Annotated in this window: 13 protein-coding genes; 8 read left to right on the top strand and 5 right to left on the bottom strand. The window is 69.4% G+C overall.

What is annotated here, in order from left to right; translation table 11 throughout:
• From VJ693_RS01375 to soxB, 5 genes are all read left to right on the top strand, one after another.
• Positions 1-148 (top strand): thiosulfate oxidation carrier protein SoxY (locus VJ693_RS01375; RefSeq protein ID WP_324151669.1); only part of this gene is annotated, 148 nt, incomplete at its 5' end.
• A gap of 51 nt (positions 149-199) precedes the next feature.
• Positions 200-511: a thiosulfate oxidation carrier complex protein SoxZ gene (gene soxZ / locus VJ693_RS01370; protein WP_324151666.1), complete on the top strand. Its 312-nt coding sequence runs from the start codon at positions 200-202 to the stop codon at positions 509-511.
• A gap of 41 nt (positions 512-552) precedes the next feature.
• Entirely contained in the window at positions 553-1458 is a 906-nt protein-coding gene (gene soxA / locus VJ693_RS01365; protein ID WP_414652215.1) for a sulfur oxidation c-type cytochrome SoxA, read from the top strand.
• Between the two features lie 15 nt (positions 1459-1473).
• Positions 1474-2127: a sulfur oxidation c-type cytochrome SoxX gene (gene soxX / locus VJ693_RS01360; RefSeq protein ID WP_324151665.1), complete on the top strand. Its 654-nt coding sequence runs from the start codon at positions 1474-1476 to the stop codon at positions 2125-2127.
• A gap of 19 nt (positions 2128-2146) precedes the next feature.
• A complete protein-coding gene (soxB, locus tag VJ693_RS01355) occupies positions 2147-3883 on the top strand; it encodes a thiosulfohydrolase SoxB (RefSeq protein WP_324151664.1) in 1737 nt (578 codons plus the stop codon).
• Here soxB and VJ693_RS01350 read toward each other — a convergent pair whose 3' ends face one another.
• From VJ693_RS01350 to VJ693_RS01340, 3 genes are all read right to left on the bottom strand, one after another.
• Positions 3884-4999, bottom strand: a complete 1116-nt coding sequence (locus tag VJ693_RS01350) for a YeeE/YedE family protein (RefSeq protein WP_324151663.1) — start codon at positions 4997-4999, stop codon at positions 3884-3886.
• 75 nt (positions 5000-5074) lie between these two features.
• Entirely contained in the window at positions 5075-6349 is a 1275-nt protein-coding gene (locus VJ693_RS01345) for an FAD/NAD(P)-binding oxidoreductase (protein WP_324151662.1), read from the bottom strand.
• A gap of 17 nt (positions 6350-6366) precedes the next feature.
• A complete protein-coding gene (locus VJ693_RS01340) occupies positions 6367-6690 on the bottom strand; it encodes a cytochrome C (protein ID WP_324151661.1) in 324 nt (107 codons plus the stop codon).
• A 147-nt stretch (positions 6691-6837) separates the two neighbouring features.
• Here VJ693_RS01340 and VJ693_RS01335 point away from each other — a divergent pair, with 147 nt between their 5' ends.
• The 3 genes from VJ693_RS01335 (at position 6838) to VJ693_RS01325 (ending at position 8682) form a co-directional block, all read left to right on the top strand.
• The gene (locus VJ693_RS01335) at positions 6838-7875 is read left to right on the top strand and encodes an MBL fold metallo-hydrolase (protein ID WP_414652214.1); all 1038 of its coding nucleotides are present in this window, start codon (positions 6838-6840) and stop codon (positions 7873-7875) included.
• A gap of 30 nt (positions 7876-7905) precedes the next feature.
• Positions 7906-8220 (top strand): hypothetical protein, encoded by a 315-nt coding sequence (locus VJ693_RS01330; RefSeq protein ID WP_324151660.1) that lies wholly within the window; start codon positions 7906-7908, stop codon positions 8218-8220.
• Between the two features lie 102 nt (positions 8221-8322).
• Entirely contained in the window at positions 8323-8682 is a 360-nt protein-coding gene (locus VJ693_RS01325) for a metalloregulator ArsR/SmtB family transcription factor (protein ID WP_324151659.1), read from the top strand.
• Positions 8683-8686: 4 nt separating this feature from the next.
• Here VJ693_RS01325 and VJ693_RS01320 read toward each other — a convergent pair whose 3' ends face one another.
• Both VJ693_RS01320 and VJ693_RS01315 read right to left on the bottom strand, forming a co-directional pair.
• On the bottom strand, positions 8687-9793 hold the full coding sequence (locus tag VJ693_RS01320) for a YeeE/YedE family protein (protein WP_324151658.1): 1107 nt from the start codon (positions 9791-9793) through the stop codon (positions 8687-8689).
• Positions 9794-9821: 28 nt separating this feature from the next.
• A partial coding sequence (locus VJ693_RS01315; protein ID WP_324151657.1) for a LysR family transcriptional regulator occupies positions 9822-10783 on the bottom strand: 962 nt, incomplete at its 5' end.

Here is a 10783-nt window from a genome sequence, read left to right as displayed (position 1 = left end):
GGTCAGCGATGCCGTCGACGCGAATTTCGCCACCCGCGTGAAGATGGGCCAGTCGTCCAACGTCTACGCCGTGGCGATGATGGCCGACGGCAAGGTGCTTTACGCCCAGAAGGAAATCAAGGTCACGCTGGGCGGCTGCGGAGGCTGAGCAAAGCCCTCTCGTCCGCAAACCCCGTCACTGAAATCTGAGGAGCCCACCATGGCAGACCCGATGCGCATCCGCGCCCAATCCGCCGGCAACGCCGCCACCGTGCGCGTGCTGATGAGTCACGAAATGGAAACCGGCCTGCGAAAGGACGCGTCCGGCGCGACCATCCCGGCCTGGCACATCCGCGAGGTCAGCGCCTCGCTCAACGGCAAGACGGTGATGACGGCCCAGTGGGGCCCGTCGATCTCGAAGAACCCCTTCCTGCAGTTCAGTATCAAGGGCGCCAAGGCCGGCGACAAGGTCAGCGTCACCTGGACCGACAACAAGGGCGACAAGCGCACCGACGAAGCCGTCGTGAGCTGATCGCCGACCCGTCCCCCACAAGAAGCCCGCAGGAGACATTCGTGCAGCCCATCGTTCACAAGACCATGCCCCCAGGTCCGGGCTGCGCCCGGCCCGCCCCCCGTGGGGGATCGAGGATCTCGGGAGCGGCCCTTCGTTCCTCGACAGGCATCGCCGCGGCCATCACCCTGGCCCTGACCCTGGCCGTCGGCGCAGCGCCCGCCGCCGCACAGAAGAGCGCCGCCGACGGCATCGCCGAGTACCGCGCGATGCTGGCCGACGGCAACCCGGCCGAGCTGTTCGAGGCCAAGGGCGAAGACCTCTGGAAGAAGCCGCGCGGCCCGAAGAACGCCTCGCTCGAACGCTGCGACCTGGGCCTGGGCCCGGGCGTCGTCAAGGGCGCGTGGGTGCAGTTGCCGCGCTGGTTCGCCGACACGCAGCGCGTGCAGGACCTGGAATCGCGTCTGCTGACCTGCATGGAAACGCTGCAGGGCATCCCCGCCGCCGAGGTGGCCAAGACGCCCTTCGGCAAGGGCGAGCAGGTGACGATGGAGGCGCTGGCGGCCTGGATCTCGGCCGAGTCGCGTGGCCAGCGCATGAACCTGCCGCAAGCGCACCCGGAAGAAAAGCGCATGTACGCGCTGGGCCAGAAAGCCTTCTTCTTCCGCGGCGGGCCGATGGACTTCGCCTGCTCGACCTGCCACGGCGACGCCAACAAGCGCATTCGCCTGCAGGACCTGCCCGACCTGCGCGGCAACCCGGGCGACGGCGTCGGCTTTGCCGCCTGGCCGGCCTACCGCGTCTCCAGCGGCGAGCTGTGGAGCATGCAGCGGCGCCTGAACGACTGCTACCGCCAGCAGCGCTTCCCCTACCCCGGCTATGCGTCGGAGGTCACGGTGGCGCTGAGCGTCTACATGGGCGTCAACGCCAAGGGCGCCGAGTCGATCGCGCCGGCCATCAAGCGCTGAACCGGAGACACGAAGATGAATCGCAAACAGTGGATGGTGGCGGGCGCCGCAGGCGCCGTTGCCGTGCTGATGGTGGGCTGCGCGACTGGGCCGTCACCGCAGGAGTTGAACCAGCAGTTCCAGGCGATGATGAAGGGCTCGTTCCGCAGCCAGGGCATTGCCACCATCGACCGGCTGGAGCAGGACGAGGGCCAGGCAGCCTGCTCGAGTGGCAGGCCGCTCGAGCAGGCCGAAGCGACGCGCATCCAGGCCGCCGCACTCGCCACGATCAAGCCGCCCACCGGTGGCCAGTACCTCGGCGACTGGAAGGAAGGCGAGAAGCTGGCCCAGAACGGCCGCGGCATGACCTGGACTGACAAAAGCGCCGACCCGTCGGCCAATGGCGCGAATTGCTACAACTGCCACCAGATCACCAAGGCCGAGATCTCCTTCGGCACGATCGGGCCCAGCCTGTACCAGTACGGCAAGCTGCGCGGCGTGGCCGACCCGGCCTCGCCGGCATCCAAGGCCATGGTCGAGTACACCTGGGGCAAGCTGAACAACGCATGGGCCTACAACGCGTGCTCGAACATGCCGCGCTTCGGCCACAAGGGCCTGCTCAACGAGACCCAGCTCAAGCACGTGATGGCGCTGCTGCTGGATCCGAAGTCGCCGGTCAACGCGCAATAACCCCGTCGGATCGATCCTCATGAGCATCAGCAAGCGGGACTTCCTGCAAGTCCTGGGGGCGGCTTCGGCCGCCGGAATGAGCCTGGGCCGCTGGGCCGACGCCGACGCCGCGACCGCCAGCAAGGGCCTGTACGAGGCGCCACGCTTCGGCAGCGTGTCGTTCCTTCACATGACCGACTGCCATGCGCAGTTGATGCCGGTTCGCTTTCGCGAGCCGAGCGTCAACCTCGGCATCGGCTCGATGCAGGGCCAGCTGCCGCACCTGGTCGGCGAGGCGCTGCTGCAGCGCGCGGGCATTCGCCCCGGCACCGAACTGGCCCATGCCTACACCAGCCTCGATTTCGAGCAGGCCGCGCGGCGCTACGGCCGCGTCGGCGGCTTCGCCCACCTGGCCACGCTCGTCAAGCAGCTCAAGGCCAGCCGGCCCGGCGCGCTGCTGCTCGACGGCGGTGATACCTGGCAGGGCTCGGCGACCTCGCTGTGGACCAACGCGCAGGACATGGTCGACGCCTGCAAGCTGCTCGGTGTCGACGTGATGACCGGCCACTGGGAGTTCACCTATGGCATGGAGCGCGTCAAGCAGATCGTCGACAACGATTTCAAGGGCAAGGTCAATTTCGTCGCCCAGAACGTCAAGACCGCCGACTTCGGCGACCCGGTGTTCGAGCCCTACGTGATCCGCGAGATCAACGGCGTGCCCTGCGCGATCATCGGCCAGGCCTTCCCCTACACGCCGATCGCCAACCCGCGCTACATGGTGGCCGACTGGAGCTTCGGCATCCAGGACGAGAACCTGCAGAAGATGGTCGACGAGGCGCGCGGCAAGGGCGCGCAGGTCGTCGTCGTGCTGAGCCACAACGGCATGGACGTCGATCTGAAGATGGCCAGCCGCGTGCGCGGCATCGACGCCATCTTCGGCGGCCACACGCACGATGGCGTGCCGGTCGCCATCCCGGTGGCCAATGCGGGCGGCAAGACGCTGGTCACCAACGCCGGCAGCAACGGCAAGTTCCTCGGCGTGATGGATTTCGAGGTCAAGGGCGGCAAGGTCGCCGACTTCCGCTACCGGCTGCTGCCCGTGTTCGCCAACCAGCTGCCGGCCGACCCGGCGATGGAGGCGCTGATCACCAAGGTCCGCGCGCCGTACGAAGCCAAGCTGGCCGAGAGGCTGGCCGTCACCGACGGGCTGCTCTATCGCCGCGGCAACTTCAATGGCAGCTGGGACCAGCTCATCTGCGACGCGCTGATGGACGTGCAGGGCGCCGACATCGCCTTCTCGCCCGGCTTCCGCTGGGGCACCACGCTGCTGCCGGGTGACGTGATCACGCGCGAGCTGATGATGGACCAGCTCGCGATCACCTACCCCTACGCGACGCTCAGCGAGATGAGCGGCGAGACGATCAAGACGGTGCTCGAGGACGTCTGCGACAACCTGTTCAACCCCGACCCCTACTACCAGCAGGGCGGCGACATGGTGCGCGTGGGTGGCCTGACCTACACCTGCACGCCGGGCGAGGCGATGGGCCGGCGCATCAGCGACATGCGGCTCAAGGGCAAGCCGATCGAGGCGGGCAAGAGCTACAAGGTGGCCGGCTGGGCGCCGGTGGCCGAAGCCGCGCGCACGGCGCCCGGCGCCAAGCCGGTGTGGGACGTGGTCGAGACCTGGCTGAAATCGCAAGGCGGCCGCGTCAAGCCGCGCGCGCTCAACACGCCCAAGCTGGTCGGCGTGGCCGGCAACCCCGGCATGCTGGCTTGATCAGGGCCGGGCGTAGCTCGATGCGAGTTCGCCCCCGGCAGGCGCCTGCCCGGCCCGGGCTTCGTGCGGCCTGTCGACCAGCCAGTCGGTCAGCGCGGCGGCCGCCCAGATCGTGCTGAGCGTGACCCAGGAGGTCACCGTGAACACCGCCGCGCCGGAGACCCCCGCGCCCACAGCGCAGCCGCCCGCCAGCATGCCGCCGAAGCCCATCAGCAGCGCGCCGGCGATGTAGCGCCGCATCGACTGGCCGCCCTGGAAGCCCTCGAGCTTCAGCTCGCGCCACAGCGCGGCCGAGATGAACGCGCCGGCGGCAACGCCGGGCACCAGCCCGAGGTCGAACTTCAGCGGTTGCCCCGGCGGCGACAGCACCAGCATCAGCGTGTCGGCCGCCGGGCCGGTGAACGACAGGCTCTGGATCGGCACCACCAGATCGAAGGCCGCGCGCGACATCGCGTAGGTGAGCCACCAGGCCAGCGCCACCATCGCGCCGACGCCGATCGCGCCGAACCAGCCCCAGAAGCGCAGCCGCTGGCGCCAGGCCCACACGAGCGCGGCGGCCAGCCAGACCGCGCCGAACAGCAACCCGCCGACATGGCCCCAGCCGGTGATCACGAGCAGGTCGCGCGCCGAGCCGCCCTCGACCGTCCACCAGCCCGACAGCGCCAGCCGCAGCGGCGACAGCAGGCCCGACAGCGCCGACTGCGCGGTCACCGCGAACACCAGGCCCGACAGCAGCGCACGCAGGTTGCCCTGCGCCGCCAGCACCAGCAGCCGGCTCGCGCAGCCGCGCGCGAGGATCATGCCGGTGCCGAACATCGCGCCGCCGATCGCCGCGCCGGACAGGCTGCCGCGCATCGCCAGCTGGCGCGCGTCGCGCACGTCCAGCGCACCGGCCAGGATCAGCGCCTGGGTCAGCAGCACCGCGGTCGAGAAGGTGAACAGCCAGACGGCGAGCTTGCCCTCGCGCGTGCCGCGGGCGAACTCGATCACCGCCGAGCGCAGGCAGAAGCGCGAGCGGTGCGCGAAGAAGCCGAACAGCAGGCCGACCAGCGCGCCGGCCAGCGTGACGCCCCACATCTCGCCGAGGCGAGTGAGCAGCGATTCGATGGCAGGCATGGTGGCGGAGCCTATATCAGTCGAGCGGAATGTTCGAATAATGCGCGCCGCCGCCAGCCCGCGGCTTGACGAAGCTCACATCAAGGTGTCGGCCCAGATGTTCTTGGCCCAGGCTTCGGCGTAGCGGCCCTCGAGGTCGGAGCGCACGTCCGACACGCCGCCCGAGCCGCCGATCGTGAAGAAGCTCTTGCGCGGCAGCTCGTACTCGTGGACGCTGGCCACGTGGATCACGTGCTTGTCGTCGACGTAGCTCATGCACACGTTGGTCAGCATCGGGTGCGGGTTGACGGCCAAGCCCGACAGCTCGGCGACGATCGCCGCCGCCGTCACCTTGGCATGCGAATTCGCCATGTGGCCGGACTTGGGCATGCCCTGGGCGACCTGGATCGCGTCGCCGATCACATGGATGTCCTTCGCCGCTGTCGACTCGAAGGTCAGGAAGTGCACGTGGCACCAGCGGTCGTTCGCGTTGGCCAGCCCGGTCTGCACAGCCAGCGCGCCAGCGCGCATCGGCGGCAGCACGTTCAGCACATCGGCCTTCACGTCGTCCTGCACCTCGAGCTTCAGCGTGCTGGTGCGCGCGTCGACCGCCACCACCTTGTGCTGGGGCCGGTACTCGACCATGCCGGGGTAGAGCTCGGCCCAGGCCTTCTTGAACAGCGGGCCCTTGGAGGTGACGTCCGGGTTGGCGTCGAGGATCAGCAGCTTGGACTTCGGCTTGGCGCGCTTGAAGTACGCCGCCACCACGCTGGCGCGCTCGTAGGGCCCCGGCGGGCAACGGTAGGGTGCCTCGGGAATCGCGATGGCGAACACGCCGCCGTCGGGCATGGCCTCGAGCTGGCGGCGCAACGCCATCGTCTCGGGGCCGGCCTTCCAGGCATGCAGCACCTGGCCGCTGTCGTGCGCCGCGCGCAGGCCCTCGACCGGCTCCCACATGAAATCGACACCCGGCGCGAGCACCAGCTTGTCGTAGGCGATCGTGCCGCCCGAGGCCAGGGTGGCGAGCTTCTTGGTCGGGTCGAGCGAGGCCACAGTGTCGTGCACCAGGGTCACGCCGTGGCGGCCGGTCAGGCCGTCATAGGGGCTCGTGATATCGGCCATCGTCTTCATGCCGGCGATCACCAGGTTGGACACCGGGCAGGAGACGAACGCGCGGTTCGGCTCGACCAGCGTCACGTCGATCTTGTAGTCGGACAGGAAGCGCACGTACTTCGCCGCGGTGGCGCCGCCATACCCGCCACCGACGACCAGCACCCGCGCCTTCGAGGCCGAGCTGCCAAGGCCGGCGCAGCCGGTGAACGACAAGGCCGAGCCCGCCAGGGCGCCGCCCAGGATTCGTCTGCGTTGCATCGTCATCGCCGGCTCCTTCATCTCTGCGAAGCGAAGAAGGTCGCCAGCGTTTCGAGCTGCTCCTGCGAGTAGCCCTTGGTGATCTGGTGCATGATCGTCGCCGAGCGCTGGCCGTTGCGGAAGGCCATCAGCTGCGCCAGGATGTACTCCTGAGGCAAACCAGCCAGGCGCACCAGCGCTTCGCCCGGCACGGCCCGGCCTTCGGTGCCGTGGCATTGGGCGCAGGTGGCAGCCAAGGCGCGGGTGCGTAGCCTGGTGTTGTCGTCAGCACCCTGCGCGGAGCAGGCGGCCAGGGCGGCCGCCAGCATCAACCCGCGCGGCACGAATCGGGCATGTTCCATGGGTTCATCCTGATCTCCGCATTGGCCCCCCATGACGCCTGCGGCGTCGGCCCCCCGAGGAGGCGTCGTCGCCTTGGGAGCGGCCCGGCGGCGACATGAAACGGACTTCGGCGTATAGTGCCTCGAATATCACTAGTTGCTGATGCAGTGTTATCCCTAACCGATTTCGCGACCGCGACGGCATCGCGCCGCCGCTTCCTGTGCGGCTGTACCACGGCCGGGCTGCTCGGCCGCGCGTGGCGGCCAGCTTACGCCGCCACCCCCGCCTCCGCCAGCGAAGAGGCGGCCAGCATCGAGATGCGGCCGGTGCAGGTGGCCGACGGGGCCTGGTTCGTCCAGGGCCAGGCAGCACTCGGCTCGGCGGCGAACCAGAACTTCATTTCCAACGCCGGCTTCGTCGTCACGCCGGCCGGCGTGGTGGTGATCGACGCCCTCGGCTCGCCGCCGCTGGCGCGCCGGCTGCTGGCCGAGATCGCCAAGATCACGCCGCAGCCCGTGCGCTATGTGATCGCGACGCACTACCACGCCGACCACATCTACGGCCTGCAGGTGTTCAGCCAAGCCGGCGCGACGGTCATCGCGCACGTCGCGGCGCGCGAGTACCTGGCCTCCGACACCGCGCGGCTGCGCCTGCAGGCCAGCCGGCAAGACCTGTTCCCCTGGATCGACGAGACCACCCGCCTGGTCGAGCCCGACCGCTGGGTCGGCGTGCCGGATGCCAAGGCCGACACCACGCTCGAGCTCGGTGGCGTGCGCTTCCTGATCCGCCCAGTGGGCCCGGCGCACACGCCCGAGGACCTGGTCGTCTTCCTGCCCGACCGCGGCGTGCTGTATGGCGGTGACCTGCTGTTCCGCGGCCGCATCCCCTTCGTCGGCCAGGCCGACAGCCGGGCCTGGATCGCGGCGCTCGACCGGCTGCTGGCATTGAAGCCCCGGGTGCTGGTGCCCGGCCACGGCGCGGCATCGACCGAGCCGCTGGCCGACATCGCGCTGACGCGCGACTACCTGCAGTTCCTGCGCGAGCGCATGGGCGCAGCGGCGCGCGAGCTCGAGCCCTTCGAAGAGGCCTACGCGCGCACCGACTGGAGCCGCTTCGCCGGCCTGCCGCTGTTCCAGGCGGCCAACCGGATGAACGCGTATAACACCTACTTGCTGATGGAACAGGAGCCGGCGGACCGCCCTTGAGGCTCCTGGCGGCCCAAGGAGATACAAGCCATGAAGCCGATCCTCTTGCTCACGCTGGCCTGGCTCGCGACCGGTGCCGCCATCGCCGAGACGCCGGCCTTCAAGGATGCCGACCTCAAGCTCGGCGAGCGCCTGATCCGCGAGAGCAAGTGCAGCGAATGCCATGTGCGCCGCGTCGGCGGCGACGGCAGCGCGATCTACCGGCCCAAGGGCCGCATCGGCACGCCGGCGGCGCTGCGCGCCCAGGTCGAGTACTGCAGCACCCAGCTGAACCTGCAGTTCTTCCCGGAAGACGTCGAGGCCGTCTCCGCGGTGCTGAACCGTGATCACTACCACTTCCGCTGAACGCCGACACCCCCCTGCGTATTGCTGTATCCGCACATGGTCATAGAATCGGCGCGAACGCCAGAACAGCGCGACAGGGGCAGCAAGATGACGACGACGACGATGACGACGACATCCGCCGACCAGGAAGCCGTATTCGAATCGGTGGCCGAACTGTTCTCGCTGCTGTCGACGCCGGTGCGGCTGAAGATCATCAGCGCGCTGTGCAACGGCGAGAAGAACGTCTCGCAGCTGCTCGACGAGATCGAGACCACCCAGCCCAACATGTCGCAGCACCTGTCCACGCTGTACCGGGCCGGCGTGCTCGGACGCCGGCGCGATTCGACGCAGATCTACTACCGCCTGCAGAGCGAGCGGGTCGCCACGCTGTGCCGCGCGGTCTGCACCCAGGTCGCGATCGAGATGGACCCGGACACCGAGGTGCCGCCGGGCGACCGCCTGCTGCCGTCGAACGGGCGCTAGGCTTTCAGCCTAACCTCCACTCCTGGTAGCGCAGGCCCAGCCGCGCACCGCCGATGATCGCGGCCAGCGCGATGATGCTGCCGATCGACAGCGTCGACAGGCCCGACAGGCCCTGGCCGATCGTGCAGCCCAGCGAGAGCACGCCGCCCACGCCCATCAGCGCGCCGCCGGCAAGGTGGTGGGCCATGTCGCTCGCGTTGGCAAAGCCCTCGAGCCGGAACTCGCGCCGCGCCAGCGCCGACAGCGCCGCGCCGGCGAAGATGCCGGCCACCGCGACGACGCCCAGCGTCAGCTTCATCGATGCATCGCTGAAATACAGCAGCCACTCGAGCGCATAGGCCACCGGCGACACGGCGCTCAAGGCTTCCATCCGGTGCGAGTTGGTGGCCAGGAACGCCTCCTCCAGCGTGCGCGGGTCCTCGGCCAGGTGGCCGTAGACGCCGCTCGTCCACCACAGCGCGACGATCACCGCGCCGATGCCCAGGCCGCCCAGCCAGACGTTGCCGCTGCGCCCCTCGGGCCGGCGCAGCACCCAGGCGAGCAGCGCGAGGCCGATCGCGCCGCCCAGCAGCGCTGCGGCCCGCGGGGTCGCGAGCCCGGTGGCCGCGGCGAGCAGCGAGGGCAGGTCCTGCCCCGGCGCGAGATCGACCGCGACGCGCTCGATCGTCGCCACGCGCAGCGAGGCGGTGATGCCCTTGAGCGTCATGAACGCGGTGACCGCGAGCACCCCCAGCACGACCAGCGATTTCAGGTTGCCGCCGCCCAGGCGCACGAGGTTGCGGCTGCCGCAGCCCGAGGCGATGACCATGCCGAAGCCGAACATCGCGCCGCCGACCCCCATCGACAGCCACAGCAGGCGCGGGCCGGCGTAGATGCTCTGGCGCGCCTCGATCCAGCCGAGCGCGACCATGCCGTTGAAGCCGAGGATCGCGACCACCATCGCCAGCACCCACATGCGCATGCGGGTCCAGTCGCCCATCGTGACGATGTCGGCCACCGCACCCATGGTGCAGAAATGCGTGCGCTGCGCGACGGCGCCGAACGCGCCGCCGAGGATGAAGGCCAGCCACAGCACACGCTGGGCGATCAGGGTCGGGTCGATTTCCGGCATGGCGTGATTGTCGCCCGGGGTCCGCGACTCAACGCTTGCGCGGCGTTGCCTTCGGCGCGGCGGAAGGGTGCAGCAGCCCCGCGTCGTGCGCCAACAGGTAATCCTCGCCGCGCTCGATGATGAAGTAGCGGAAGGCCTCGGCCGACGGCGACAGCACGCGCGACTGCAGGTGGACGATGTTCCACATCCGCATCACCGGCGTGCCCTCGATGTCGAGCACGGCCATCAGGCCGCTGCGCACCTCGAGCCCGATCGTGTGCAGCGACAGAAAGCCCAGCCCCATGCCGGCGATCACCGCCTGCTTGATCGTCTCGTTGCTCGACATCTCCATCGTGATGCGCGGCGTTACGCGGTGCTCGGCGAGAAAAGCCTCCATCGCGGTGCGCGTACCCGAGCCGGGCTCGCGCACGATGAAGGGCTGGTCTTCCAGCGCAGTGACCGGCGGGTGCCCGAAGCTCAGCAGCGGGTGGCCGGGCGGGGCGACGAACACGTGCGGATGCGCGGCGAAGGATTCGGCGCGCGCCGCCAGCTCCTTCGGTGGCCGGCCCATCACCGCGAGATCCACCTCACCGCCCTTCATCAGCGCGAGCAGCTGTTCGCGGTTGCCGACCACGCGCAGCCGCACCTCGACGCCGGAATGTTCCTCGTGAAAGCGCGCCAGCAACTGCGGCACGAAGTAGCTGGCGGTGGCGACCATGCCGATCGTCAACAGGCCGTGCTCGAGCCGCTTAAAGCGGGCCATCGCGTCGTCGGCCTCCTTCAGCTGCGCGAGCAGCCGCCGCGCATGGACGAGGAAGTACTCGCCGGCGGTCGACAGCGAGAACTGCCGGCCCTGCCGGTCGAACAGCGGCAAGCCCACCTGGCCCTCGATCTCCTTGATCTGCATGGACACCGCGGGCGGCGTCAGGTGCAGCGCCGCCGCCGCGCGCGCGATGCTGCCTTGCTGCGCCACCTCAGTGAAAACCCGCAACTGGCGGAAGGTGACGTTCA

This window comes from Ideonella sp., from assembly GCF_035254525.1.
Classification (GTDB): Bacteria; Pseudomonadota; Gammaproteobacteria; order Burkholderiales; family Burkholderiaceae_C; genus Ideonella.
This window is presented reverse-complemented; position numbering and strand designations above follow the sequence as displayed.